This window comes from Actinomycetospora sp. NBC_00405 (assembly GCF_036044095.1).
Taxonomy (GTDB): Bacteria; Actinomycetota; Actinomycetes; order Mycobacteriales; family Pseudonocardiaceae; genus Actinomycetospora; species Actinomycetospora callitridis.
Genome location: NZ_CP107938.1, coordinates 5,708,361 through 5,731,925, shown reverse-complemented (window position 1 = coordinate 5,731,925; position 23,565 = coordinate 5,708,361). Strand labels below are relative to the sequence as shown.

Below are 23,565 nucleotides of genomic sequence, written 5' to 3'. Positions count from 1 at the left end.
GAGCGACATGGACCGCCTCATCACCCACCTCCGCCACGTCGACCTCGGCGTGCCCGACTTCGACCGCCAGCTCGCCTTCTACACCGACCTGTGGAAGCTCTCCCCGGAGACCACCGACACCGGGATCGCGTTCCTCGCCGCCGAGGGCTCGCCGGAGCAGTACCAGGTGCGCCTGCGCGCCGACGCCGAGAAGCGCGTCGACCTCATCGCCTTCGGGGCCGAGTCGGCCGCCGACGTCGACGCCCTGGCCGAGAAGCTGGGGCGCGAGGGCGTCACCCTCGTCAGCACCCCCGACAAGCTGCAGACCCCCGGCGGCGGCTACGGCTTCCGCTTCTTCGACCTCGAGGGCCGCACCGTCGAGGTGTCCTCGGACGTCGCGGTCCGTCAGCACCGCCGCGTCGAGGAGGGCGAGTCGGTGCCGGTGAAGCTCTCCCACGTCGTCATCAACTCGCCGCAGCCCGAGGCGCTCGTGGCCTGGTACGACCGCCACCTCGACTTCAAGCTCTCCGACACCCTGTACTCGCCGCACATGGGCGAGATGATGTGGTTCCTGCGCTGCAACCCCCAGCACCACTCGCTCGCGATCGCGCGCTGCCCGCACGTCTCGCTGCACCACGCCTCGTTCGAGCTGCGCGGCATCGACGAGTACATGCGCGGCACCGGCCGGCTGCTGCGGGCCGGGGTCGAGAAGGTGTGGGGTCCCGGGCGCCACATGGCCGGGAACAACACCTTCTCCTACTTCCTCGACCCGCAGGGCAACACCGTCGAGTACACGACGGAGCTGGAGAACCTCGACGAGGACACCTGGCACCCGAGCCTGCACGACTTCACCGACCCGATGGTCTCCGACCAGTGGGGCACCGCGAACCCGATGAGCGAGTTCGTCGCGAAGAAGTCGTTCAACGACCCCGACCGCGGCGTCTTCGTCGCGCCGCCGGTCTGATGCGCGTCGCTTCGGTGCTGCACGACGGCGTCGTGCGTGTGGGCGTCGTGCAGGGCGACGGGGTGCACCTCCTCGACCGCCCCGTCACCGTGCTCGACCTGCTGCGCTCCGGCGAGCTGACGGCGGCCGGGCGGGACGCGCTGCGCTCCCGCCCGGTCGCGCTCCGGGACGTGCGCCTGCTGGCGCCGCTCGAGCCGCCGACGGTGCGCGACTTCGTCGCGTTCGAGGAGCACGTCGAGGGCGTTCGCAAGTCGATCGACGGCGTGGGCGGCGTCGTGCCCGAGTGGTACGAGGCGCCGACGTTCTACTTCACCAACCCCTACGCGGTGATCGGACCGGACGACGACGTCCCGGTCCCGCCGGGGAGCGCGGTGCTCGACTTCGAGCTCGAGGTGGCCGCGGTGATCGGCCGCGAGGGCCGCCACCTGTCCCCGGAGCGGGCGCGCGAGCACATCGCCGGCTACACGATCTTCAACGACTGGTCCGCGCGCGACCTCCAGGCCCGCGAGATGAAGGTCAACCTGGGCCCGGCCAAGGGCAAGGACACCGCGACGACCCTCGGCCCGTGGCTGGTCACGGCCGACGAGCTCGAGCCCTACCGCGACGCCGACGGCTTCCTCGCGCTCGCCATGACCGCCGAGGTCAACGGCCGTGTCGTGGGCCGCGACCTGCTCTCGAACATGGGCTGGCCGTTCGAGGACCTGATCGCCTACGCGTCCCGGGGCACCCTCGTGCGCCCCGGCGACGTCCTGGGCTCGGGCACCTGCGGCAACGGCGGCTGCCTCGCCGAGCTCTGGGGCCGCGGCACCTCGCGAGACGATCTCCCGCCCCTGCAGCCCGGCGACGTCGTCACCCTGACCGTCGAGGGCCTGGGCACGATCGCCAACCGCGTCGTGCCGGGCGTCGAGCCGATCCCGGTCCCCGCCGCCCGCCCGCGCCCCCGCACCCGCCCGGTTGCGCCGGTCGGGTCATGACGAGTGTCAGCGGCGTGGCGCCGCAGACGTTGAGTGTCCGTCAAGACGAGCACGCCGATAGGGCCACGCAGACGACGGCGCGCACCATGATCGTCACCGGCGCCGCGCAGGGCATGGGCGCGGCGCTGGTGGCCCGGCTCGGCGCGGATCACCGCGTCGTCGGGCTCGACGTGCAGCCCGGCGACGGCGACGACGGGGCCGTCGAGCACCGCCGCTTCGACGTCGCGTCCCCCGACGACTGGGCCGCCCTGGCCGGCGATCTCGATCGCGTCGACGGGCTGGTCCTCAACGCCGGCACGACCTGGCGGGCCCGGCTCGGCGAGGTCGCCCTCGCCGACTGGGACCACGTGCAGGCCGTCAACACGACGGGCGCGCTGCTCGGCATCCAGGCCCTCGCGCCGCTGATGTCGCCCGGGGCGTCGATCGTGCTCGTCGGCTCCGTCGCGGGGCTGACCGGCCACTATCCGGTGGCCTACACGACCAGCAAGTGGGCGCTGCGCGGGCTCGCGAAGGCCGCGTGCCTGGAGCTCGGACCGCGCGGCATCCGCGTCAACGTCGTGCACCCCGGCTACATCGAGACCCCGATGACGGCCTCCGCGTCGCCCGCGTTCCGCGACGCCAACGTCGCCGAGACCCCGCTGGGGCGCACCGGCACCGTCGACGAGGTCGCCGCGCTCGTCGCGTTCCTGCTCTCCGACGCCGCCTCGTTCATCACCGGCGCCGAGATCCCCGTCGACGGCGGGATGACCGCCCATGGTGGCGTCAAGTCGATCTCCGACGCGCTGCGCTGACCCCGAATCCCGAGAGGACCCCGAAGTGTTCGAGTACTTCCCCGGCAACTACGTCTGGAACCTGGGCGTCGTCGCCACGCTCAACAGCGGCGGGCTCATCGACGAGGTCGACCGCGCGTGCCGCCCCATCAAGGAGGCCGCGGCCCAGGGTGAGGACGCCGGTACGCCGGACTTCCTGCGCGCCTGGACCGCGCTGACCGACCAGCTCGTCGGCCAGGCCGAGGAGGCCGAGAAGGCCGGGCACACCCGGACCGCCGGGCAGCTCTACTCCCGCGCCACCAACTACCTGTGCCAGGCCGAGCGGATGCTCGCCCATTCCGACGAGAACCGGGTCCCCACCTACCGCCGCGTGCTCGAGCTGGCGCAGAAGGCCTTCGACCTGCAGGACACGCGCATCACCCGCGTCGCGATCCCCTACGAGGGCACCACGCTGCCGGCGTACTTCAGCGCGGCCCCGGCGACCGACGCGGGGCCCGCGCCGGTGATCATCCTGGTCAACGGGCTCGACTCGGCCAAGGAGCACATGTACAGCTCCGGGCACTGGGCCGAGCTCGCCGCCCGCGGCATCTCCTGCCTCATGCTCGACCAGCCCGGCACCGGCGAGGCGCTGCGCCTGCAGGGCCTGACCGCGCGGATCGACACCGAGGTGTGGGCCGGCGCGGCCGTCGACTTCCTCGAGGCCCGCGACGACGTCGACGCCGACCGGATCGGCATCGTCGGCTGGTCGCTCGGTGGCTACTTCGCCCCTCGCGCCGCCGCGTTCGAGAAGCGCCTCGCCCTCTGCGTCGCCTGGGGCGCCAACCACAACTGGGGCGCGGTGCAGCGCCGGCGCCTCGAGCGCGAGGGCGAGCGGCCGGTGCCGCACTACTGGGAGCACGTGCTCTGGGTGTGGGGACACGACGACCTCGAGACGTTCATCGAGTTCGCCGACGGCGTGCACCTCGACGGCGTGGTCGAGCACATCACCGTCCCGTTCCTCGTCGCGCACGGCGAGAACGACCGGCAGATCCCGCTCGAGTACGCGCACCGCTCCCACGAGCAGGCGGTCAACAGCCCCCGGCGCGAGCTGCGGGTCTTCACCCCCGAGGAGGGCGCGACCGAGCACATCGGGCTCGACCACCTCCCGCACGTCAGCACCGTCGTCGCCGACTGGGTGGCCGACGTCTTCGCCGACCTCCTCACGCGGTCGCGGTCGTGAACACCGGCCACCCGATCTCGGTGCGCCACGCGGCGGGGTCGGCGGTGTCGCGGGGCCCCACCAGGTAGGTCTCGTGCACGGGGCCGTCGACGAGCAGGGCGTGCTCGGCGAGGTGGGCGCCGAGCGCGCCGTAGGTGACGTCGATGTCGTCGTGCGGGCCGGGGTGCACCGTGAGCGCGAGCTCGCGGGCCGGGAGGTCGACCGGGTGCACGCGCCCGGCCCGGACGTCGCGGTCGGTCGGGACGAACACCGTCGCGCGGCCCGCGCCGTCGGTGAACAGGGCGTTGTCGTAGTGCCCGGCCGGTGGGCCGGTCGCCCGGGCGCCGGCCGCATCGACCGCCGCCTCGATCTCGGCCATCGCCGCGGAGTACCAGTCCAGCACCCCGTCGAGACCGACATGGCCGACGACGGCCGTCACCCGACGGGCCGGCTCGCGACGGTGCTCCACCGGCAGGGGCCGCGGCTCGGCCGTGAGCAGGCGTTGCAACGCGCCGACGGCCTCGGTGGTGGCCGCGAGGCGCTGCTGGAGCCGGGCGAGGTGGTCGGTGATGAGCGTCGCGCGCTCGTCGACGTCCGCGGCGAGCAGGCGGGCGATCTCGCGGACCGGCATGTCCAGGTCGCGGAACCGGCGGATGACCTGCGCGGTGGGGACCTGGTCGGTGGAGTAGTAGCGGTACCCCGAGTGCGGGTCCACCTGGTCGGGCTCCAGCAGCCCGTCCTCGTGGTAACGGCGCAGCGTCTTCACGCTCAGGTGGGTCACCGTGGCGAACTCGCCGATGCTCAACAACGCGGTCACACGAGGAGCCTGGACCCTCCCCCGGGGGGAGAAGCCAGCGTGGTCGTCATGACCACCATCGACACCCGGATCGCGCACTACTTCGACCGCGCCGCCGACCCCGACCTCGAGGCCTACTTCGCGCAGTTCGCCGACGACGCCGTCGTCGAGGACGAGGGGCGGCTCCACCACGGCATCGACGCCGTCCGCGCGTGGCGGACCTCGGTGCCGGACGTGACCTACCGCGTCCTGACGATCGAGCCGGACGGCGACGGGCACCGGGCCCTCGCCGAGATCGCGGGTGACTTCCCCGGCAGCCCGGTCACCCTCGCCTTCGGCTTCGTCCTCACCGGCGACCGGATCCAGGAGCTGACGATCCGCCCGGTAGACGACTGAGGGCGTGTCGGGGTCGTCACGACGGGGAAGGTGCCCCACCCTCCGGGACGTTGACCACGACCATGGTCCCGACACTCCTCGCGCCGGACACCACCGTCGTCCTGAACAACGGCCTGCGCATGCCCCAGCTCGGCTTCGGGGTCTCCGAGGCCCGCGACGCCGAGGCGTCGGTCTCCGAGGCCCTCGAGCAGGGCTACCGCAGCATCGACACCGCCGCGGTCTACGGCAACGAGGAGGGCGTCGGCCGCGCGATCGCGGCGTCGGGCATCCCGCGCGACGAGCTGTTCGTCACCACCAAGGTGTGGCGCGGCCACGAGGGGTGCGCGCACGCCCGGGACTGCGCCGCCGGGAGCCTGGAGCGGCTCGGCCTGGACTTCGTCGACCTCCACCTCGTGCACTGGCCGACGGACGTGCTCGCCGAGAGCGTGCAGACCTGGGACGGGATGGAGCAGCTGCTCGCCGAGGGACGCACCCGGGCCATCGGTGTCTCCAACTTCCGCCCGGGCCACCTGCGGCGCCTGCTCGACCTCGGCGGCACCGTGCCCGCCGTCAACCAGATCGAGCTGCACCCGCACCTGCAGCAGCACGAGCTGCGCGCCCTGCACGCCGCCCTCGGCATCACCACCGAGGCCTGGAGCCCGCTGGGACGCGGCGCCGTCCTCGACGAGCCGACCCTCGTGGCCGTCGCCGACCGACTCGGGCGCACGCCGGCCCAGGTCGTGCTGCGCTGGCACCTCCAGCAGGGCACGGTCGTGATCCCGAAGTCCGACAGCCCCGAGCGCATCGCCGGGAACCACGCCCTCTTCGACTTCGCGTTGACCGACGAGGACATGCTGGCGATCGCCGACCTGCACGTCGCCGACGGCGGCGGGCGCATCGGGCCGGTCGCCGACGATCCGACCGGGGCCTGATCACGCCGCGGGCCGGGTCCGGCCGATGAGCGACGGGAAGCGGCGCGCCGCCACCGCGGCGTCACGGGACGCGCGCGGGCGAGCAGCACAAGCCCCGCGACCCCGACGGGCACGTTGACCAGGAACCCCCAGCGCCACCCCACGAGCTCCCCGCAGAGCCCCCCGACGAGCGGGCCGACCGTCGCGAAGCCCTGACCGACCCCGGTGTAGACGGCGAGCGCCCCGGCCCGCCGATCGTCGGGGTAGACCTCCGCGAGCACCGCGAGCCCCGCCGGCATCAGCAGCGCCGCCGCACCGCCGGCGATCCCCCGCCAGACGATGATCTCCGTGCCCGACCCCGAGAGCCCGATCCCGGCCGAGGCGATCGTGAAGCCGACCATGCCGATCGAGAACGCCCGCGCGGCACCCAGTGCGTCGCAGAGCCGACCGCCCAGGGGCAGCAGGACGGCCAGCGTGGCCAGGTAGATCCCGACGATCCAGGCCTGCGTCGCCGGCCCGACGTCCAGGTCGGTGCGGATGCTCGGCAGCAGGACCCCGACGATGCTGGAGTCCAGCACCAGCATCACCATCGCCGACGTCGTGGCGATCAGCGTGGCCCGCACGCCGGGGATCATCCACGCCGGAAGGATCCCGGAGGAGCGCCGGTCAGCGGCAGATGCAGCCGCGGTCCCAGCCGTGGTCGTGGGTGGCCGCACAGAACCGGCGGCCCAGCGCGTCGTGCTCCGACCAGGTGTGCGGGCAGGCGGAGCACGAGGGTTCGCCCGTCCCGTCCAGCACCTGGTCGATGGGATCCTGGACGACCGGGGCCTCGTGAGTGCCCATGGCGTGCCCTTCTCGAGCGGCTGGAGTGGCTCCGGACGCGAGAGGCGACAGCCCCGGCGGAGCAGGTACCGGACCTCGGCGACGCTACGCCGTGCCGTGGGGTGCGCGTAGGCTGAGGTCACTGACGGAGTTGGCCCCGGCACCCGGCGAGCCCCGTTCCCCTCCTGGTGGTCGGAGCTCCCATGGCGTCAGTCGGTCCGAACGTCGACGGTGATGTCCCTCCCGAGCGCATCCTCAAGAGCCATGAGGCCGAGGTCGCCGCGCACCACCTGGCCCGCCGCCGCGCCGTGCCCGTGATCGCCGGGCGCGCCATCGACGCCGACGACTGCCGCGAGCTGCTCCACATGCTGGGGCTCGCCGACGTGGCCGGGCTGCCGTCGATCGAGATCCCGCCGCGCCGCTGAGCCTCGTCACTCGAGGAAGCGCGCCCGGTACCGCGTCGCGACGACGAGCAGCGCCAGCTCGGCCACCACGGCGACCACCACGAGCTCCGCGTCGAGGTAGCCCAGCGCCACGTTGACGCCGGCGAGCGCCACGACGAGCCCGATCCGGCAGAGGCGGATGCCCGCGCGATCGCGACCGATCACCAGTGCCACCGCCGCGACCAGCAGCAGGACGCCGACGACGGCCTCGCCCGCCGAGGCGACGACGAGCATCGGCGGCCGAGTGCCCGGCGGCACCACCTGGTCGTCGAGGACGATCTGCGTGTCCGGGTGGCTGCTCCACAGGGCGACGAGCACGACGAGGCCGACCAGCGAGAGCAGGCCGAGCAGCGCCGAGCCCGCGGCGAGCGCGATCCGGTGCAGCCAGCGCGGAACGAGCGTCGCCTCCGCCCGGGCGAGGCCCGCGACCCAGGTGCGGGACCGGCTCGGCGCCTCCTCGAGCGGGGCGGCCTCGACGACCGGGCGCAGCGCCGCGGCGTAGGCGACGAGGTCGCGCCGTGACGTGTCGGCCTCCAGCGACGCGAGGTCGCGGAGCAGCGCGGCACGGTCGTGCGGGCGCAGGGCGCCGTCGGCGAGGTCCTTCGACCGGACGGCCACCGAGTAGGCGAGTGCCCGGGGCCGGTCGAGGCGGGCGTGGCGCGTCACCGTCGCCAGCCCGAGCACACCCAGGAAGACCACGTAGATGATCGGCGCCGCCAGCGGCGTGAAGTAGTCGTTCTGACGGGTGATGAACTTCCCGACCTCGTCGACGAAGAGCCCGGAGCCGACGCCGACGAGGACCGCGGTGGCCGGCGGCACCCAGCGGTTGCTCCACATCAGGGCGGCGAGCCCGCCGAGCAGCAGGAGCAGCCCGCCCCAGAGGGCGTGGGCGAGGTGGTAGGTCGCCCCGCCGATCTGGGGGTAGCCGGTGAGCGCGAGGTAGAGGCGGGTGACCACCACCGTGACCCCGAAGGCGACGGCCACCAGCCGGACGTTGCGGGCGGCGTCCTCCCGCGGCACGGGACCGCGGAGCCGGCGACGCGCGGGTACCCCGTCACCGGTCGACGCGGCCACCGCGGTCGTGGTCATGGATCACGACCGTAGTGACTCCGGGCGCACCGCGGGGGACGCCCGGCGCTCCGCCCGCCGGGGCGATTGCGAGCGCTCCACCGCGCAGGGGACCCTGTACGTGTGGGCGAACACCCGACGCACCTGGCACTCGACGACCTCGGCGTGGCCCGGGACCTCCCCCGGCCCGGCGGCAAGGACCAGATCCAAGGCGTCCCCTACCGACCGATCCAGTTCCTCGACGACGACCTCCCGACCGCCCTCGAGCGCTCGGCGACCTGGTTGCGGGAGGCCGAGCAGTGGCTCGGTGAGCCCCTCGACGTCATCGCCGTGCACCTCGACTACGACGACGCCAAGGGCTCGCCGTACTACGACCTCAAGCTCCTCTGCAACGAGGAGGACCTGGCGGGCGTGCCGATCGCGATGCGCAAGCGCGACAACCACACGGGGTAGGGCACACCGGCTAGCGGCTCCGGAGCCCGGACGCCTCCACCTGCCCGACGAAGTACCGCACCGACTCGGGCCGGGCGGTGACGCTGAAGTCCAGGTGGTCGGGCGCCTCCCGCCCGGGGAGGGCGCGCACGCCCGGGGCCAGCTCGTCGAACTCGACGCGCAGGGTGCCGGCGCCGACCGTGCCGACCTCGCGCAGCGCGGCGATCGGGAACTCCATGCGTCCGGAGTGCTCGCCGTCGAACGTCACCGCCATCGACGTCACGCACAGTAGGCCGCGGTCGGTGGTGTGGGGCTCGGTGATGACGGCGCTGAGGACGGCGCGGACCGAGGTCGTCTCCGGCACGGCGGCGAGCGCCTCCGCGAGGTGGCGCTTCGACCGGAGGCGCTCGGCGTCCTTGGCGTGCATGCCGTTCAGTGCCCGGCGCAGGTCCTCGCGCTCGGGCAGCGGCACGGGCGGGGTGCGGGAGAAGAGACCCATGGCGTGGACCCTAGGGACCAACGACGGGATTCTGAACGGACTCTTCCGCCGCGCGTCCGGCCCAACTCCGGTGGTGACCGTCTGAACCCTCCTGATCAGGGCATCTCGATCACATGGGTGCCGACGACACGGTCAAGAACCGCTCGAAGCAGGTCAAGGGGAAGGCCAAGGAGGTCACGGGCAAGGCCACCGGCAACAAGAAGCTCGAGCGGAGCGGCCAGAAGGACATGGTCGTCGGCGAGGTCAAGGAACGCGGCAACTCCTGACCGGCACCATCTGACCGGCCATCCGGGCGCCGCCTGACGGCGACCCGCCCTCGCCCCCATGATGGGGGGCGTGGCCACGCGGACGCAGGACACCGAGGTGATCCTCCGCCTGCCGTGCCTCGGTCCCGAGCCGATGCCGCTGACGCACGCGACGGCTGCTGTCGTCGGGTACGCCCGCGCCCGGCGCTGGCTGCGCTTCCGCTCGCCCGGTACCCCGGAGGGCCGGTGGGTCGAGGTGCCGGCGTTCGGCTGGGCACGGTTCGACGCGCGCCCCGCGAGCGGGGGGCTCGACGCCGACATCCTGCTCGCCGAGGGCCTTCACGGACGCCTCGACCAGGCCGGCTGGCACGCCGTGCACGACACCCTCGCGGGGATCGGCGGGCTCGTCGACGCCCTCGTCGCCCGGGCCGGCGGACGCCCGTTCTGGGAGCTGTCCGACGAGGAGCTCTCGGTGCTCGGCGAGCCCGGCACCGTCGGGGCGTATCTGCGCCGGATCGGGCAGGACTCGGGCGCGCACGCCGGGCACGTGCTGGCCGCCCTGCACCACCGGCACCCCGAGCTCGTCCCGCACCTGACCCGGACCACCCGCCGCGCGCTGCTCCCCCATCTCGAGGAGGGCGACAGCGGCGTCGAGGCCGTGGTGCGACGGGACCTGCGCGCCAACGCGGACGCGTTCGCCGCGCTGGAGGACGCCGTGGCGGCGGCGACGGGCGACGCCCGTCCGACCCGCCTGCGCCTGCACGACGTGCTGCTCTGGCTGTCGACGACGCTGCGCCTCGCGCACGCCGTCGCGGCCGGGGACCGGCTGCTCAGCGCGGCCGGCGATCCCGACTGCAGGTCGTGAGCGCCTCCAGCAGCGGAGCGAGGCGGCGGCCCTCGGCGGAGAGCGCGTACTCGGTGCGCGGTGGGCGCGCGTCGAGCACCCGCCGTTCGAGCAGCCCCGCCTCCTCGAGGTCGGCCAGGCGCGCCGCGAGCGTCGCGGGCGGCACCTGGCCGAGGGCCTGCTCGAACTCCGAGAACCGGACCGCACCGAGGTGCGCGGCGTAGAGCACCGAGAGCGACCAGCGTCGCTCCAGCAGTGCCGTCAGCGCGCGCACCTCGGGCGGTACCGGCTCCCGTGAGCACATGTCAGGCGGCCACCTCGAGGCTCTGCGGCACGGGCTCCAGGGCCACGTCGAGGACCTCACTGATCGTCATCGACGGGTGGAACTCCAGCTGCGCGGCCACGTCGGCGGGGACGTCGTCGAGGTCGGCGCGGTTGCGCTCCGGGACGACGATCTGCGTCAGGCCCGCCGCGTGCGCGGCCAGCACCTTCTGCTTCACCCCGCCGATCGGCAGGACCCGGCCCTGCAGCGTGAGCTCACCGGTCATCGCGACCGTGTGCCGCACCGGGCGTCCGGTCAGCAGCGACACCAGCGCCGTGGCCATGGTGACGCCGGCCGACGGGCCGTCCTTCGGGGTCGCGCCCGCGGGAACGTGCACGTGGAACGACCGTCCCGAGAACGCGTCCTCGGCGATGCCCAGCTCCGCGGCGTGCGAGCGCACCCACGACAGGGCGATCCGGGCCGACTCCTTCATGACGTCACCGAGCTGACCGGTGAGGATCAGGCCCTCCTCGCCCGCCATCCCGGCGGCCTCGATGAAGAGGACGTCACCGCCCGCGCCGGTCACGGCCATGCCGGTCGCGACGCCGGGGACCGCGGTCCGCTCGACGGCCTCGGTGAAGACCCGCTGCCGGCCGAGGTGCTTGCGCACGACCTCGGTGTCGACGACGACCTTCGGCGACCCCGACGCCACCTCGGTGGCGATCTTGCGGGTCAGCTTCCCGAGCGCCCGGTCGAGCTGCCGCACGCCGGACTCGCGGGTGTACTCGGACACCACGAGGCGCAGCGCGGACTCGTCGGCGCTCACGTCCCCGTCGACACCGCCCGTGAGGCCGGCGCTCGTGATCTGCCGCGGGAGCAGGTGGTCCCGGGCGATGGCGACCTTCTCCTCGACGGTGTAGCCGTCGAAGGAGATGACCTCCATGCGGTCGAGCAGCGGACCCGGGATGGTGTCCAACTGGTTGGCCGTCGCCAGGAACACGACCTGCGAGAGGTCGATCTCGACGTCGAGGTAGTGGTCGCGGAACGCGTGGTTCTGCGCCGGGTCGAGCACCTCGAGCAGCGCGGCGGACGGGTCGCCGCGCCAGTCGGCGCCGACCTTGTCCACCTCGTCGAGCAGGATCACCGGGTTCATCGTGCCCGCGTCGCGCAGGGCCCGCACCAGGCGGCCCGGCAGGGCGCCGACGTAGGTGCGGCGGTGACCGCGGATCTCGGCCTCGTCGCGGACGCCGCCGAGCGACATCCGGACGAACTCGCGGCCCATCGCGCGGGCCACGGACTCGCCGATCGAGGTCTTGCCGGTGCCGGGGGGACCGACGAGCGTCAGGATGGTCCCCTGGCCAGAGTTCGACCCGAGCCGGTCGGCCTCGACGCCGCGGTCGCGGCGCAGCTTGCGGACGGCCAGGTACTCGACGATGCGGTCCTTGACGTCCTCGAGGCCGGTGTGGTCGGCGTCGAGCACGGTGCGGGCCGCGGCCGGGTCGAGCTGCTCCTCGGAGACCTTCGACCACGGCAGGGCCAGCAGCCAGTCGAGGTAGGTCCGGATCATCGAGGACTCGCCGGACTGCTCGCCGCTGCGCTCGAGGCGGGCCAGCTCGCGCTCGGCCTGCTCGCGCACGGGGTCGGGCATCCCGGCCTCGGCGATCTTCGCGCGGTAGTCGTCCCCGCCGCCGGACTCGTCGCCCTCGCCGAGCTCCTTGCGGATGGACTCCAGCTGGCGGCGCAGCACGTACTCGCGCTGCTGCTTCGCCGCACCGGACTCGACGTCCTCGCGCAGCGTCTTGCGCACCTGCAGCTCGGCGAGCCGCTCGCGCTGCAGGCGCAGGGCCAGCTCCAGGCGCTCACGCACGTCGAGCGTCTCGAGCAGGGACACCTTCTCGTCGTAGGGGGTCTCGGGCGCCCAGCCGGCGGTGTCGGCCAGCGCGCCGGGCTCGTCGATGCCGCGCAGGAACGTCGACACGCGGCCGTCGTCACCACGCAGCTCGAGGATCTCCTCGACCACCACGCGGTACGTGCTCTCCAACTCGCGGATCCGGCCGTCGCGGTCCGTGCTGTCCTGGTACGGCGCCACGTCGACGCGCAGGTGACCTGCCTCGTCGGTGTTGCCCGTCCCGGCCCGGCCGCGGTGCACTCCGGTGAGCTGCACGGCGGTCACGCCGTTCGGGAGTCGGGTGCGGCCCGTGACGTCGGCGACCGTGCCCACCGTGGCGAAGCGACCCTCGTGGCGCGGGACGAGCAGGACCTGCTCGCCCTCCTCGGCACCGACCTCGGCGGCCGGGACCACGACGGTCATGCCCGGGAAGATCACGTTGTCGTCGACGGGGACCAGCAGCAGCTCGGTCATTCTCGTCACCCCATCACTCGTACTGATAGCAGCTACAAGTGTTGAAGTGGCTACGGTATTCCGGGCGCGTGCCCTCAGCCGAGCGCCGGCACGACGCCTGCCTTCTGCAACCAGCCGAGCCAGTCGCCGTGGTGCCAGATCTCGATCGGCGTGCCGTCCCGCCAGGCGATGAGGTGGCAGCCGGTGGCTTCTGTGGCCGCACCCGTGGGCGGCCCCGGCAGGAGCCCCGAGTCGCCGGTGAGCGTCCCGCGGCACGACCAGCGGTGGGCGCTGCGGTCGTCGGCGTCGAACGCGTCCTGGACCGTCAGCGAGAAGTCCGGGAAGGCGGCGTGGAAGGCGGACATGAACTGCTTCAGTCCGGCCCGGTCCATGTCGGGGAACGGGGCCAGGTGGTACACGACGTCGGCGGGCAGCAGCTCGTCGACGACGTCCACGTCGCCCGTCTCCCACACCTCGCCGAAGCGTTCGAACGTCGTGGCCGTGTCCGTCATGTCGCCCCTCCTGCCCGGTCACCTGGGCCGAGCAGCGTCCCACCGGCGCGGGACCGTCAGCGATACGCAGACCTACGTAGGGCTCAGCCGGCCGCTCAGGTGGTGCGGGGGCGACTGCCGCCGCGGGGGCGCATGGTGACGCCGGCGTCCATCAGGAGCCGCCGGACGTGGCCGAAGCTCCGACCGGTGTCCTGCGCGAGGCGCATGAGGCTCTCGCCGGCGGCGTAGCGCTCGACCAGGTACCTCGACAGCACCGCCCGCTCCGACCCGCGGAGCTGCTCACCCGTGTCCGGCACCCAGGTCCCCTTTCCTCGACTGTCGCGACCATAGGCAGGTTCAGGGACCTTCTCCGGGAACTGTCCGGGATTGAGACAGGCCACGTCTCAGCCCGTCACGGTGCTCGGGGGACGCGATCGCGACCAGGCGCGCGGCCCGCTCGGCGAGCCGGCACCCGCGCAGGTGGGCCACGCCGTGCTCGGTGACCACGAGGTCGACGTCGGCACGGGCGGTGGTCACGGGCCCGGACAAGGCCCCGACGACCGTCGAGCGCCCGCCCGCGGTCGCGCGCAGGGCGATGATCGACCGGGCCCCGGTGCGCGCCGCCGCGCCGGAGAAGTCGGCCTGGCCCCCGACCGCACCGAGCGCGCGGCCGTGCACGGACTCGGCGCCGACCTGGCCGGTGAGGTCGACCTCCAGCGCGGAGTTGATCGAGACCAGGCGGTGCAGCCGGGCGAGCACCTCCGGGGCGTGGGTGTAGCTCGCGGGTCGGAACACGACGGGCATGTCCAGGAGCCGGTCGTACAGCGCGGGGCCCCCGACCGCCGTGCCGGTCACGAGCACCCCGCGGTCGATCTCCTTGCGCGCCCCGGTGATCACGCCACGCTCGACGAGGCGGCGCACGCCATCGGTGAGCATCCCGGCGTGGAAGCCGAGGTCACGGTGCTCGCCGAGCCCCGCGAGGATCGCCGTCGGCAGCGCACCTACCCCGATCTGCACGGTGTCCCCGTCGTCGACCAGGCCGGCGACGTGCGCCGCGATCGCCTCGTCCACGGCGTCCGGCGCACGGTCGGGCACCGGTGCGAGCGGGCGGTCGGTCTCGATCACGGCGGCGAAGCGCTCGCGCGGGATGCCCGGCGTGCCGGTGGTGCGCGGCATCCGCTCGTTGATCTCCGCGAGCAGCACCCGGCTGTGTGCGACCGCGTCGGCGGCGTAGTCCGCGCCGATGCCCAGCGAGCACAGGCCGTCGCGGTCCGGCGGCGCGACCTGGACCAGCCCGACGTCGCCGGGCAGCAGGCGCTCGGCGAACAGCCGCGGCAGCGCCGAGTAGTGCGCGGGCACGACGTCGAGCCGGTCGGTGTTGCGCAGCTCCCCCAGCGCGCCGTACGACGTCAGCGACAGCTCCTTTGGGGGCGTGCGCAGCCGGGGGTTGACCGTGAGCCCGCAGAACGCCCGCACCGGCCCGATGGCGGGGAGTGCGTCGAGCAGCGCGTCCACCAGGGGCGTCGCCTCGGCGCCGGCCTGGCTCCACCACACGCCGTCGCCGGGTCGGACGTGGCGACCCACCTCGGGTCGGTCCAGGTCGGGCATCAGTAGGAGCGCTCGAGCCCGAGCACCGACTGCGCCAGGTAGTTCAGCGCCATCGCCTGGGGCAGCGGCGCCAGGCGCTGCAGGCGTGCCTCGCGGAAGTAGCGCTCGACGTGGAACTCCTGCGCGTACCCGAAACCGCCGTGGGTCTGCACCGCGGTGTCGGCGGCGAAGAAGCCGGCCTCCGCGGAGACGAACTTCGCGGTGTTCGCCGCCTCGCCGGCGGGCTCCCCGCGGTCGACGGTCCACGCCGCCTCCCGCACCACGAGCCCGGCGGCGTGCAGGCGGGCGTGGGCCTCCGCCAGCGGGTGCGCCACCGCCTGGTTCGCACCGATGCTGCGACCGAACACCCGGCGTTCCTTCGCGTAGGCCACCGCGCGCCGCAGCGCCGCCCGCCCGGTGCCCAGCGCCTCCGCGGCGATGAGCACCCGCTCGGCGTTGAGGCCGTCGAGCAGGTAGCGGAACCCGCGGCCCTCCTCCCCCACCAGGTCGTCGGCCGACACCTCGAGCCCGTCGTAGGAGACCTCGCAGGACGCGACGGCGTTGCGGCCCATCTTCGGGATCGGCGTGATCGTCACCGCGGGGTCCTGCAGGTCGGCCAGCAGCAGGCTGAGGCCCTCGGTGCGCGTCGCGCACTCCGCGGCCGGCGTGGTGCGCACCAGCAGCAGGACCTTCTCCGACTCGAGCGCCTTCGAGGTCCACACCTTGCGTCCGGTGACCCGGTAGAGGTCCCCGTCGCGGACGGCCCGGGTGGTGATGGCCGTGGTGTCGAGCCCGGCGTCGGGCTCGGTGACGCCGAACGCGACGTGCAGGTCGCCGGTCGCGATGCGCGGGAGGTAGCGCCGGCGCATCTCCTCGCTGCCGTGCCGCACCACCGGGTGCATGCCGAAGATCGACATGTGGATCGCGCTCGCGCCGTTCATGCAGGCCCCGGAGGCGGCGACCTCCTCCAGCACGATCGACGCGGCCTCGATGCCCTGGCCCCCGCCGCCGTAGGACTCGGGGACGGCGATCCCGACCCACCCGCCCGTCGCCATCGCGTCGTAGAAGGCCCACGGGAACGTGTGCGTGCTCTCGCACCCCGCCCAGTAGTCGTCGTCGAAGCGCGTGCAGACGTCGCGAACGGCCTCGCGGATCAGCCGGTGGTCCTCGGATTCGCTGAAGTCCATGCCCGATGCGTACCAGCGCTCCGGCCGGACCGTCAGCGCTGGAGCTCCGCCCGCACCAGCGCCGCCCCCTGCGCCATCGCCGCGAGCTTCGCCCGGGCGACGGGGCCGGTGAGGTGCCGCAGCCCGCAGTCGGGGTTGATCACCAGCCGGTCGGCGGGCACGAGGTCGAGGGCCCGGCGGATGCGGGTGGCGACGAGGTCGGGCGTCTCGACCTCGGCGCTCTTGACGTCGATGACGCCCAGCCCGATCGCGCGCTCCCAGCCGAACTTCTCGATCACGGGGAGGTCGTCGTCTCCCTTGCGCGCGAACTCCAGGACGAGCTGGTCGACCCGGGCGTCGAGGACGGCGGGGAACAGGAAGTCGTAGTGCCCCTCCCACAGCGGGCGGGCGTAGCGGTTGCCGTAACAGACGTGCAGCGCCCAGCGGGCGTCCACGCCCTCGGTGACCACGTTGACGGCCTCGACGGCCCCGCGCACCTGCTCGGGGTAGCCGGCGAGGAAGGGCTCGTCGATCTGCAGGAGCTCCGCGCCCTGCGCGGCGAGCGCGCGGGTCTCGGCGTTGAGCACCCGTGCGATCGCCAGCGCCAGCTCGTGGCGGTCGTCGTAGGCGAGGTTGCGGGCGCGGCGGGCCAGCGAGAACGGGCCGGTGAAGGAGAACTTCACCGGGGCGGCGGTCTGGGCGCGGGTGAACGCGAGGTCGTCGGCGAGCCCGAGCACCGGGGCGGCGGGGTAGGTGTCGGGGTCGGTGTCGGTGTCGGGGAACACGCGCGGGACGGTGACGTCGTAGTAGTCGGACGCGAAGTCCTTGACCGTCTCGGCGAGCTCGACCCCGGGCAGGCGGGCGAGGAGGTAGTCGATGTCGTTGTCCCGACGCAGTTCGCCGTCGGAGACGATGTCGACGCCCGCGTTCTCCTGGTCCCGCAGCGCGGCCTTGATCGCGGTCTCGTGGAGGTCGTCGAGCTGGGCCCGGCTCATGCGCCCGCGGTAGTAGTCGCTGGTCAGCCGCTCCATCCACTCGGGCACGGGGTAGGAGCCGACGACCGTGGTCGGGAGCACGGGAAGCCCGGTCATCAGTCCATCACCTGCGCCGACATCGTCACGATGTTGCCGCCGCTGCGGTGCGCGAACGGCGCGTACTGCACGTCGAAGCCCCGGCGTCGGGCGACGTGGGCGAGCAGCCGGCCGTTGACCCAGTTGACCACCGAACCGTCGTACTTCCCGGGCCCGCGGAAGTGCGTGCGGTAGGCCTGGGTCTCGGTGACGAACAGGTCGTGGCACACGAGCTTCCCGTAGGGGTGCAGCAGCGGGAGGGTGTCGACGAAGCTCGCCAGCGCGCCGTTGCTGACGTGCATCCGCAGGTCGGCGCCGGACTCCAGCAGCGGGCGCAGCATCTCGCCGCTCACGCCGGGCGCGAGCGCGTAGAGGTCGAGCCCGCCGAGCGGGACGTAGCGCTCCTCGAGGCGGATCTCCGCCCACACCCGGCGCCAGAAGGCGACGGCCGCGGCGAGGTCCGGGATGTGGGCGGGGGCGGCGTCGACGAGCAGCTCGGGACCGAGACGCAGCAGCTTGCGCACCAGGCCCGGGAGCTCGCACGGCTCGGCGCCCACCTGCGCGGCGATCTCCGCGGCGGGCGCGGCCGGCAGGTGCGCGCGGGTCTGCACGCAGTAGGTGCGGCCGCCGAGCTGGGCGACCTCGTCGGTGGGCAGGTTGTCGTAGACGTTGGAGATGTAGACGAGGAAGACCTTCACCGTCAGGAAGCCGAGCGAGGTCCGCGGCCGCGTGGCGTCGAGGACGAACGAGCTGACGTGGTCGCGGTGCCCGGCGACGGTCGCCCGCGCGAGGTCGAGGACGTGCTGCGAGTAGTCGCACATCAGGTAGTGCAGGCGCCGGTAGTAGCCGCGTCCGTGGGCCCGGTCGCGGGCGCGGAACTCGTCGAGGAACACCCTGGCCTGGCTGCCGTTGCCCACGCCGAGCTCGACGACGTAGAGCTGGTCGGGCAACGCGCCGGACGCCAGGAGGCCGTCCCACACCTCGAACAGGTCGTCGATCAGGGCCCGGGCACCGTCCCGGTTGCGCGCGTCGCTCTCCCCACCGGGCAGCGCTTGCTCGTAGCTCTGACCCGTGGCCTCCTCCCAGAGGCGCAGGTGCGACCAGTACAGGGCGTTGAAGTCCCAGATGCAGCTCCTGCTGCCCGGCCCCCAGTCCTCGAGGTGCACGCGCGCTCCGGGGTCGGCGCCGAGCCGGGCCGCGGTCAGCTCCTTGAGCGCGACACCGCCGCTGCGTCGCAGGTCGACGGCCACCTCGAGGTCGTCGTCACGCACGCTGATCGGCGTCGGGGTCGGGACGGAGCCCGAAGAACCGTCGCACGACAGGATCGGCCGCACGTCGACCACGTCGCGGAAGCTCTGCTTGTACTGCACCCAGTCGCAGACCACCCGGACCCGGTCCAGGTCCGCGTCGTCCTCGCCGAGCGCCTCGAGCACCGGGGTGACCGCGGTGGTGAGGTCCACCGGGGTCGTGCCGCGCAGGCGCGCGTGGGGTCGGAGGTCCACCAGCATGGCGTCAGCCCTCTCCGGGAACGGCGGACAACGCGCGCGGCGACGCGTCGTTGGCGGGCCCGCGGTCCGGCGAGAACCCGGCCGCGGCGAGGATGTCGGGGACGCCGCGCTCGTAGCCGAACGCCATGAGGTGCACGCCGGCGACGCCCGGCAGCTCGCGGAGCGCCTCGATCGTCTCGACGCACACGCGGATGCCCTCGGCGGCCACGCGGTCGGACGGGACGCCGCGCAGCCGGCGTTCCAGGTGGTCGGGGACGTGGATGCCCGGGACACCGGTGCGCAGGTACTCCAGCACGCGCAGGGAACGGACCGGGCCGACGCCCGCGAGCACCGCGCAGCGCTCCGGGAGCCCGAGGTCCCGGACGTCGGCCATCCAGCGGGCGAACCCGTCGACGTCGAACACGTACTGGGTCTGGGCGAACTCCGCGCCGGCGACGACCTTCTTCGCGAGCCGCCGCGCGCGGAACGACGCCGGCGGCGCGAACGGGTTCTCCACCGAACCGATGAGCCAGCCGGGCCGCCCGGCGAGCTCGCGCCCGGAGAGCAGCTCGCCCTCGTCGCGCAGGGTCCGGGCGGTCCACGTGAGCTGCACGCCGTCGAGGTCGAAGACGGGCATCGCGTCGGGGTGGTCGCCGTAGCGCGGGTGGTCGCCGGTGAGCAGCAGGACGTTGGGGATGCCGAGTGCGCCCGCGGAGAGCAGGTCGGACTGCAGCGCCATCCTGTTCCTGTCGCGGCAGGTCACCTGCATGATCGGCTCGACACCGGCGCGCTGGACCAGGACGCTCGCGCCGAGGCTGCCCATGCGCACGTGCGCGCCCTGGTTGTCGGTGACGTTCGCGGCGTCCACCCAGCCCCGCAGCATCTCGGCCTTGGCCTCCACGGCGCCGGCGTCGGCGCCCCGGGGTGGCCCGATCTCGGCGGTGACGGCGAAGCGGCCTGCGGCGAGGGTCGCGCGCAGGCCGTTCCCGGGACTCGTCCTCACCGCGGCGTCAGCCCGAGCTCGCGGCGCAGCAGCGGCCGGTCCTCGCGCGGCGCGGTCCAGAGGTCGGCGTCGCGTCCCTGCCAGTGGTCGAGCCAGGAGCTCTGGCCCCACCGGCGGTGGTCGAGCGGACGCTGCAGGCGGTCCAGGTCCTCACCGTGGCCAGACGCCTCGGCGCGCTCGTGGGCCGTGACCCAGACGCAGGTCATCTCCGGGTGCACCTCGCAGCGCCCCTCCGGCGAGACGCCCCCGCAGGGTCCGTTGCGCAGCTGCTTGGGGCAGGTCTGCGGGCACGCGTAGCCGGTGGCGGGCAGGGCGCACTGCCCGCACATCCGGCATCCGAAGAGCTGTTCCTTGCTGACGCGCTCGCCGCGGGTGAACGCCCGCTCGAGCCCCGGGTGGCGCTCGACGAACGACGCCAGCGCCCGGTAGACGCCGTTGCGGGCGAGGACGGCGTGGGCGGCGTAGCTCGCCCGCGCCGAGATCCGGGGAGTGCGCGGGCGGGGCCACGAGGTGTCCGGGACGGGGTCCACACGGGTCCTTCCTGACCACCGAGAGCCGTGGGTGTGACGCGCATCCCAGCCTGGCAGCCCGGCGGCGCCGATCCCTCGGGGCCGACACCAAGGTTCGGACGCGCGACCTTGTGGTGTCCGACAAGCGACCGGGCGCGGTTGGGCCTCCTGGAGCAGCACCGGGCCGGGGTCGACGTCCTACGGTCACGCCGTGGCGCGATCCGGGTCCGGCGAGTCGGTGCTCGAGCGCGTCGTGCGCATCCTCGAGGCCTTCACCCCGCGGTCCCCGGTGCTCACCGTCGGGGAGGTCGCCCGCCGCGCCGACCTCCCGGTGGCGACGGCGTCGCGGCTGATCGCGGAGCTCGTCGGGCACGGCCTGCTCTCCCGCGACGAGGACCGGCGCGTGCGCATCGGGACGCGGCTCTGGGAGCTCGGCTCGCGGGCGTCGCCGACGTCGTCGCTGCGCGAGCTCGCGATGCCGGTGCTCGAGGACCTCCTGCGGGTGGTCGGCCACCACGCGCAGCTCGGGGTGCTCGACGGCGAGGAGGTGCTGTTCGTCGAGCGGCTCTCCGCCGAGCACGCCGTCATCAACTACACCCGGATCGCGGCGCGCCTGCCGCTGCACGCGTCCTCGTCGGGCCTCGTCCTGCTCGCCTACGGCTCCGAGGTCCTCCAGGAGCGCATCCTCGCGGGGACGCTCGCGCGCTTCACGCCGATGACGGTCACCGACCCCGGCGAGCTGCGGCGCCGCCTCGCGGACGTGCGCCGCCAGGGGTTCGTGCTCTGCCCCGGCTTCCTCCACGTCGACGCGACGGGCATCGCGGTGCCGGTGCGCGACGAGACCGGCCACGTCGCGGCGGCGGTGTCGGTGATCGTGCCCAACGACGAGCACGCCCGCGGGTACGTGCCGGTGCTCACGGCCGGGGCCCGGCAGATCGAGCGCCGTCTCACGCAGGACCACCCCCGTGAGCGAAGTTCCCGCCAATAGCCGGGAACATCGCTCACGTGGGTCGTCTCATTGAATGAGAACGGCGTTCCGACCACGGCGGCGGCCTCGTCATGCTCGGCACATGGACAGCACCGCCGTCGACCGCCTCGTCGTCACCGGGAAGGCACCGGCCGCCGAGGGCGTCGCGGTCCTGGAGCTGGCGCGGCCGGACGGGCGCCGGCTGCCGGACTGGACGCCCGGCGCCCACATCGACGTCACCCTCGCGAACGGGGAGACCCGCCAGTACTCGCTCTGCGGGGACCGGTGGGACGCCCATCGCTACCGGGTCGCGGTGCTGCGCGAGGTCGACGGCCGGGGCGGCTCGGCCTACGTCCACGACGAGCTCGCGGCGGGCGACCCGGTGACGCTCGGCGGGCCGCGGAACAACTTCGCGATGGTGCCCTCGGCGCGCTACGTCTTCGTGGCCGGCGGCATCGGGATCACGCCGCTCCTGCCGATGGTCACGCAGGCCGAACGGGTCGGCGCGGAGTGGACGCTGCTCTACGGCGGGCGCCGACGCGCCTCGATGGCGTTCCTCGACGACCTCGCCCGGTACGGCGACCGCGTGCACGTGGTGCCCCAGGACGAGGCGGGGCTGCTGCCGCTGGCGTCCTGGCTCGGCGAGCCGCGCACCGACACCGTCGTCTACTGCTGCGGCCCGGCCCCGCTGCTCGCGGCGGTGGAGCAGACGGTCGCCGCGGCCGGCTGGGCGCCCCACCGGCTGCGCACCGAGCGGTTCACCGCCGCCGAGGTCGGCGCGCCCGTGCGGGACGCCCCGTTCACCGTCGAGCTCACCCGCACCGGCACGACCGTCACGGTCACCCCGCAGATCTCGGTGCTCGCGGCCGCCCGCGACGCCGGGGCGACGACCCTGTCGTCCTGCGAGAAGGGCACCTGCGGCACCTGCGAGACCACCGTGCTCGGCGGCGTGCCCGACCACCGCGACTCGATCCTCGCCGACCACGAGCGCGCGGCCGGGGACTGCATGTTCCCGTGCGTCTCCCGGTCCTGCACCGACCGTCTCGTCCTCGACCTCTGAGAGCGCCTCATGACCACCACCGTGACCAGCACCGCCCTGCCCGCGGTCGCCGCCGTCGACCCGTTCTCCCCCGAGGTGCTCGCCGATCCGCTGCCGTTCCAGGCGGCGCTGCGCGACGCCGGGCCCGTCGTCCCGCTGACCCGTTACGACGACCTGTACGGCATGGGCCGCTACGCCGACGTGCACGCCGCGCTCGTCGACTGGCAGCGGTTCTGCTCGTCGGCCGGGGTCGGCCTGTCGAACTTCCGCCGCGAGGCGCCGTGGCGTCCGCCGTCGCTGCTGCTCGAGGCCGACCCGCCGCACCACGACGCGCCGCGCCGGGTGCTCGCGCCGATCCTCGGCCCGCGGGCGCTGCGCCGGCTGCGCGAGCGGTGGTTCGCGGCGGCCGAGGAGCACGTCGACGCCCTGCTCGCGGGCGCAGGCCCGGTCGTCGAGGTCGACGCCATGCCCGCGCTGGCCGAGGCGTTCCCGCTGCGTGTGTTCCCCGACGCCGTGGGCATCCCTCGCGAAGGCCGCGAGCACCTGCTGCCCTACGGCGACCACCTGTTCAACGCCTTCGGCCCGCCGAACGACCTGGTGGCGAAGGGTGCGCCGCACGTCGCCGAGCACGCCGGGTGGGTCAACGCGCAGTGCGCCCGCGAGGTGCTCTCCGACGACGGCTTCGGCGCCGCGATCTGGGCCGCCGCCGACCGCGGCGACATCACCCACGACCAGGCGCCGCTGGTGGTGCGCTCGCTGCTCTCGGCCGGCGTCGACACCACGGTCCACGGCCTCGGGGCCGTCCTGCGCGCGATGGCCACCCATCCCGGGGCCTGGGACCGGCTGCGCGTCGACCCGACGCTGTCGCGGGTGGCGTTCGAGGAGGCGATCCGCTGGGAGTCGCCGGTCCAGACGTTCTTCCGTACCGCCGAGGTCGACGTGCCGGTCGGCGACACCGTCGTCCCCGAGGGCGCCAAGATCCTCATGTTCCTCGGGTCCGCCAACCACGACCCCCGCCACTGGGACGACCCCGATGCCTTCGACCTCGACCGCGACCCGTCGGGCCACGTCGGCTTCGGCATGGGCCTGCACCAGTGCGTCGGCCAGCACGTCGCCCGCCTCGAGGCCGAGGCGCTGCTGACCGCGCTGGCCGCCCGCGTCGCACGGATCGAGGTCGCGGAGGAGCCCACCCGCCACCTCAACAACACGATGCACGCCTTCGCGACCCAGCCCGTGCGGCTACACCTCGCGGGCCTGTGACCATTGACATGGCCGTACTGATTAGTAGGACTTCCGAGTAACCGCGGACCACCGGCACCGTGG

At 73.7% G+C, this 23,565-nt stretch carries 27 protein-coding genes and 1 pseudogene; 13 read left to right on the top strand and 15 right to left on the bottom strand.

Annotation, left to right across the window (positions count from 1 at the left end):
- The first annotated feature begins 7 nt into the window (after positions 1–7).
- The 4 genes from OG774_RS28290 to OG774_RS28275 are packed head-to-tail and all read left to right on the top strand — an operon-like array spanning position 8 to position 3,906.
- Positions 8–943: a VOC family protein gene (locus tag OG774_RS28290; RefSeq protein ID WP_328305648.1), complete on the top strand. Its 936-nt coding sequence runs from the start codon at positions 8–10 to the stop codon at positions 941–943.
- Positions 943–1,917 (top strand): fumarylacetoacetate hydrolase family protein, encoded by a 975-nt coding sequence (locus OG774_RS28285; protein ID WP_328305647.1) that lies wholly within the window; start codon positions 943–945, stop codon positions 1,915–1,917. Before OG774_RS28290 ends, OG774_RS28285 begins: the two co-directional genes overlap by 1 nt.
- Positions 1,914–2,708 carry an SDR family NAD(P)-dependent oxidoreductase gene (locus tag OG774_RS28280; protein WP_328305646.1) on the top strand — a complete coding sequence of 265 codons (795 nt, stop codon included), beginning with the start codon at positions 1,914–1,916 and terminating at the stop codon, positions 2,706–2,708. Before OG774_RS28285 ends, OG774_RS28280 begins: the two co-directional genes overlap by 4 nt.
- Before the next feature lie 25 nt (positions 2,709–2,733).
- The gene (locus OG774_RS28275) at positions 2,734–3,906 is read left to right on the top strand and encodes an alpha/beta hydrolase family protein (protein ID WP_328305645.1); all 1,173 of its coding nucleotides are present in this window, start codon (positions 2,734–2,736) and stop codon (positions 3,904–3,906) included.
- Here the strand turns inward: OG774_RS28275 and OG774_RS28270 are convergent.
- The gene (locus tag OG774_RS28270) at positions 3,887–4,702 is read right to left on the bottom strand and encodes a MerR family transcriptional regulator (RefSeq protein WP_328305644.1); all 816 of its coding nucleotides are present in this window, start codon (positions 4,700–4,702) and stop codon (positions 3,887–3,889) included. The two genes, OG774_RS28275 and OG774_RS28270, sit on opposite strands and share 20 nt — an antisense overlap.
- A 48-nt stretch (positions 4,703–4,750) precedes the next feature.
- Here OG774_RS28270 and OG774_RS28265 point away from each other — a divergent pair, with 48 nt between their 5' ends.
- The gene (locus OG774_RS28265) at positions 4,751–5,077 is read left to right on the top strand and encodes a nuclear transport factor 2 family protein (RefSeq protein ID WP_328305643.1); all 327 of its coding nucleotides are present in this window, start codon (positions 4,751–4,753) and stop codon (positions 5,075–5,077) included.
- A 62-nt stretch (positions 5,078–5,139) separates the two neighbouring features.
- Entirely contained in the window at positions 5,140–5,988 is an 849-nt protein-coding gene (locus OG774_RS28260) for an aldo/keto reductase (protein ID WP_328311192.1), read from the top strand.
- A gap of 11 nt (positions 5,989–5,999) precedes the next feature.
- Here OG774_RS28260 and OG774_RS29930 read toward each other — a convergent pair.
- Positions 6,000–6,551: pseudogene (locus OG774_RS29930) on the bottom strand (MFS transporter); the annotation flags it as partial.
- A gap of 82 nt (positions 6,552–6,633) precedes the next feature.
- On the bottom strand, positions 6,634–6,810 hold the full coding sequence (locus tag OG774_RS28255) for an RGCVC family protein (RefSeq protein ID WP_328305642.1): 177 nt from the start codon (positions 6,808–6,810) through the stop codon (positions 6,634–6,636).
- Between the two features lie 182 nt (positions 6,811–6,992).
- Between OG774_RS28255 and OG774_RS28250 the strand changes: the two genes are divergently transcribed.
- Positions 6,993–7,214: a hypothetical protein gene (locus OG774_RS28250; RefSeq protein WP_328305641.1), complete on the top strand. Its 222-nt coding sequence runs from the start codon at positions 6,993–6,995 to the stop codon at positions 7,212–7,214.
- Positions 7,215–7,220: 6 nt separating this feature from the next.
- Here OG774_RS28250 and OG774_RS28245 read toward each other — a convergent pair whose 3' ends face one another.
- On the bottom strand, positions 7,221–8,321 hold the full coding sequence (locus OG774_RS28245) for a hypothetical protein (protein ID WP_328305640.1): 1,101 nt from the start codon (positions 8,319–8,321) through the stop codon (positions 7,221–7,223).
- A gap of 102 nt (positions 8,322–8,423) precedes the next feature.
- On the opposite strand from OG774_RS28245, the gene OG774_RS28240 reads away from it, so the two are divergent.
- Positions 8,424–8,753 carry a hypothetical protein gene (locus OG774_RS28240; protein ID WP_274198111.1) on the top strand — a complete coding sequence of 110 codons (330 nt, stop codon included), beginning with the start codon at positions 8,424–8,426 and terminating at the stop codon, positions 8,751–8,753.
- A gap of 10 nt (positions 8,754–8,763) precedes the next feature.
- On the opposite strand, the gene OG774_RS28235 is transcribed toward OG774_RS28240, so the two are convergent.
- Positions 8,764–9,231: a hypothetical protein gene (locus OG774_RS28235; protein WP_328305639.1), complete on the bottom strand. Its 468-nt coding sequence runs from the start codon at positions 9,229–9,231 to the stop codon at positions 8,764–8,766.
- Between the two features lie 113 nt (positions 9,232–9,344).
- Here OG774_RS28235 and OG774_RS28230 point away from each other — a divergent pair, with 113 nt between their 5' ends.
- Together OG774_RS28230 and OG774_RS28225 are read left to right on the top strand one after the other, a co-directional pair.
- Positions 9,345–9,497 (top strand): CsbD family protein, encoded by a 153-nt coding sequence (locus OG774_RS28230; protein ID WP_328305638.1) that lies wholly within the window; start codon positions 9,345–9,347, stop codon positions 9,495–9,497.
- Positions 9,498–9,567: 70 nt separating this feature from the next.
- Positions 9,568–10,341 carry a hypothetical protein gene (locus OG774_RS28225; protein ID WP_328305637.1) on the top strand — a complete coding sequence of 258 codons (774 nt, stop codon included), beginning with the start codon at positions 9,568–9,570 and terminating at the stop codon, positions 10,339–10,341.
- On the opposite strand, the gene OG774_RS28220 is transcribed toward OG774_RS28225, so the two are convergent.
- From OG774_RS28220 to OG774_RS28175, 10 genes are all read right to left on the bottom strand, one after another.
- Complete coding sequence (locus OG774_RS28220) at positions 10,307–10,624, bottom strand: winged helix-turn-helix transcriptional regulator (RefSeq protein WP_328305636.1); 318 nt, start codon at positions 10,622–10,624, stop codon at positions 10,307–10,309. The two genes, OG774_RS28225 and OG774_RS28220, sit on opposite strands and share 35 nt — an antisense overlap.
- 1 nt (position 10,625) lies before the next feature.
- Complete coding sequence (gene lon / locus OG774_RS28215; RefSeq protein WP_328305635.1) at positions 10,626–12,944, bottom strand: endopeptidase La; 2,319 nt, start codon at positions 12,942–12,944, stop codon at positions 10,626–10,628.
- 74 nt (positions 12,945–13,018) lie between these two features.
- Positions 13,019–13,435, bottom strand: a complete 417-nt coding sequence (locus tag OG774_RS28210; RefSeq protein WP_328305634.1) for an ester cyclase — start codon at positions 13,433–13,435, stop codon at positions 13,019–13,021.
- Positions 13,436–13,530: 95 nt separating this feature from the next.
- On the bottom strand, positions 13,531–13,731 hold the full coding sequence (locus OG774_RS28205) for a helix-turn-helix domain-containing protein (RefSeq protein WP_274191466.1): 201 nt from the start codon (positions 13,729–13,731) through the stop codon (positions 13,531–13,533).
- Positions 13,732–13,771: 40 nt separating this feature from the next.
- Entirely contained in the window at positions 13,772–15,022 is a 1,251-nt protein-coding gene (locus tag OG774_RS28200) for an acetyl-CoA hydrolase/transferase family protein (RefSeq protein WP_328305633.1), read from the bottom strand.
- Positions 15,022–16,188 (bottom strand): acyl-CoA dehydrogenase family protein, encoded by a 1,167-nt coding sequence (locus OG774_RS28195; RefSeq protein ID WP_328305632.1) that lies wholly within the window; start codon positions 16,186–16,188, stop codon positions 15,022–15,024. Before OG774_RS28195 ends, OG774_RS28200 begins: the two co-directional genes overlap by 1 nt.
- Positions 16,189–16,220: 32 nt before the next feature.
- Complete coding sequence (locus OG774_RS28190; RefSeq protein WP_328305631.1) at positions 16,221–17,258, bottom strand: hypothetical protein; 1,038 nt, start codon at positions 17,256–17,258, stop codon at positions 16,221–16,223.
- The gene (locus OG774_RS28185) at positions 17,258–18,745 is read right to left on the bottom strand and encodes a hypothetical protein (RefSeq protein ID WP_328305630.1); all 1,488 of its coding nucleotides are present in this window, start codon (positions 18,743–18,745) and stop codon (positions 17,258–17,260) included. Before OG774_RS28185 ends, OG774_RS28190 begins: the two co-directional genes overlap by 1 nt.
- Positions 18,746–18,749: 4 nt before the next feature.
- The gene (locus tag OG774_RS28180) at positions 18,750–19,727 is read right to left on the bottom strand and encodes a methylenetetrahydrofolate reductase (protein WP_328305628.1); all 978 of its coding nucleotides are present in this window, start codon (positions 19,725–19,727) and stop codon (positions 18,750–18,752) included.
- Positions 19,724–20,257, bottom strand: a complete 534-nt coding sequence (locus OG774_RS28175) for a methylenetetrahydrofolate reductase C-terminal domain-containing protein (protein ID WP_328305627.1) — start codon at positions 20,255–20,257, stop codon at positions 19,724–19,726. Before OG774_RS28175 ends, OG774_RS28180 begins: the two co-directional genes overlap by 4 nt.
- A 190-nt stretch (positions 20,258–20,447) precedes the next feature.
- Here OG774_RS28175 and OG774_RS28170 point away from each other — a divergent pair, with 190 nt between their 5' ends.
- The 3 genes from OG774_RS28170 to OG774_RS28160 all read left to right on the top strand — a co-directional run bounded on the left by OG774_RS28170 (position 20,448) and on the right by OG774_RS28160 (position 23,502).
- On the top strand, positions 20,448–21,224 hold the full coding sequence (locus OG774_RS28170; RefSeq protein WP_328305626.1) for an IclR family transcriptional regulator: 777 nt from the start codon (positions 20,448–20,450) through the stop codon (positions 21,222–21,224).
- 82 nt (positions 21,225–21,306) lie between these two features.
- The gene (locus OG774_RS28165; protein WP_328305625.1) at positions 21,307–22,263 is read left to right on the top strand and encodes a PDR/VanB family oxidoreductase; all 957 of its coding nucleotides are present in this window, start codon (positions 21,307–21,309) and stop codon (positions 22,261–22,263) included.
- Between the two features lie 9 nt (positions 22,264–22,272).
- A complete protein-coding gene (locus tag OG774_RS28160; RefSeq protein WP_328305624.1) occupies positions 22,273–23,502 on the top strand; it encodes a cytochrome P450 in 1,230 nt (409 codons plus the stop codon).
- Positions 23,503–23,565 lie beyond the last annotated feature (63 nt).

What these genes read in the sequence shown, in the direction of transcription:
- OG774_RS28290 (WP_328305648.1), top strand. Translation starts at nt 8, where the DNA reads ATGGACCGCCTCATCACCCACCTCCGCCACGTCGACCTCGGCGTGCCC.
- OG774_RS28285 (WP_328305647.1), top strand. Translation starts at nt 943, where the DNA reads ATGCGCGTCGCTTCGGTGCTGCACGACGGCGTCGTGCGTGTGGGCGTC.
- OG774_RS28280 (WP_328305646.1), top strand. Translation starts at nt 1,914, where the DNA reads ATGACGAGTGTCAGCGGCGTGGCGCCGCAGACGTTGAGTGTCCGTCAA.
- OG774_RS28265 (WP_328305643.1), top strand. Translation starts at nt 4,751, where the DNA reads ATGACCACCATCGACACCCGGATCGCGCACTACTTCGACCGCGCCGCC.
- OG774_RS28260 (WP_328311192.1), top strand. Translation starts at nt 5,140, where the DNA reads ATGGTCCCGACACTCCTCGCGCCGGACACCACCGTCGTCCTGAACAAC.
- OG774_RS28255 (WP_328305642.1), bottom strand. Translation starts at nt 6,810, where the DNA reads ATGGGCACTCACGAGGCCCCGGTCGTCCAGGATCCCATCGACCAGGTG.
- OG774_RS28250 (WP_328305641.1), top strand. Translation starts at nt 6,993, where the DNA reads ATGGCGTCAGTCGGTCCGAACGTCGACGGTGATGTCCCTCCCGAGCGC.
- OG774_RS28245 (WP_328305640.1), bottom strand. Translation starts at nt 8,321, where the DNA reads ATGACCACGACCGCGGTGGCCGCGTCGACCGGTGACGGGGTACCCGCG.
- OG774_RS28235 (WP_328305639.1), bottom strand. Translation starts at nt 9,231, where the DNA reads ATGGGTCTCTTCTCCCGCACCCCGCCCGTGCCGCTGCCCGAGCGCGAG.
- OG774_RS28230 (WP_328305638.1), top strand. Translation starts at nt 9,345, where the DNA reads ATGGGTGCCGACGACACGGTCAAGAACCGCTCGAAGCAGGTCAAGGGG.
- OG774_RS28220 (WP_328305636.1), bottom strand. Translation starts at nt 10,624, where the DNA reads ATGTGCTCACGGGAGCCGGTACCGCCCGAGGTGCGCGCGCTGACGGCA.
- lon (WP_328305635.1), bottom strand. Translation starts at nt 12,944, where the DNA reads ATGACCGAGCTGCTGCTGGTCCCCGTCGACGACAACGTGATCTTCCCG.
- OG774_RS28210 (WP_328305634.1), bottom strand. Translation starts at nt 13,435, where the DNA reads ATGACGGACACGGCCACGACGTTCGAACGCTTCGGCGAGGTGTGGGAG.
- OG774_RS28200 (WP_328305633.1), bottom strand. Translation starts at nt 15,022, where the DNA reads ATGCCCGACCTGGACCGACCCGAGGTGGGTCGCCACGTCCGACCCGGC.
- OG774_RS28195 (WP_328305632.1), bottom strand. Translation starts at nt 16,188, where the DNA reads ATGGACTTCAGCGAATCCGAGGACCACCGGCTGATCCGCGAGGCCGTT.
- OG774_RS28190 (WP_328305631.1), bottom strand. Translation starts at nt 17,258, where the DNA reads ATGACCGGGCTTCCCGTGCTCCCGACCACGGTCGTCGGCTCCTACCCC.
- OG774_RS28185 (WP_328305630.1), bottom strand. Translation starts at nt 18,745, where the DNA reads ATGCTGGTGGACCTCCGACCCCACGCGCGCCTGCGCGGCACGACCCCG.
- OG774_RS28165 (WP_328305625.1), top strand. Translation starts at nt 21,307, where the DNA reads ATGGACAGCACCGCCGTCGACCGCCTCGTCGTCACCGGGAAGGCACCG.
- OG774_RS28160 (WP_328305624.1), top strand. Translation starts at nt 22,273, where the DNA reads ATGACCACCACCGTGACCAGCACCGCCCTGCCCGCGGTCGCCGCCGTC.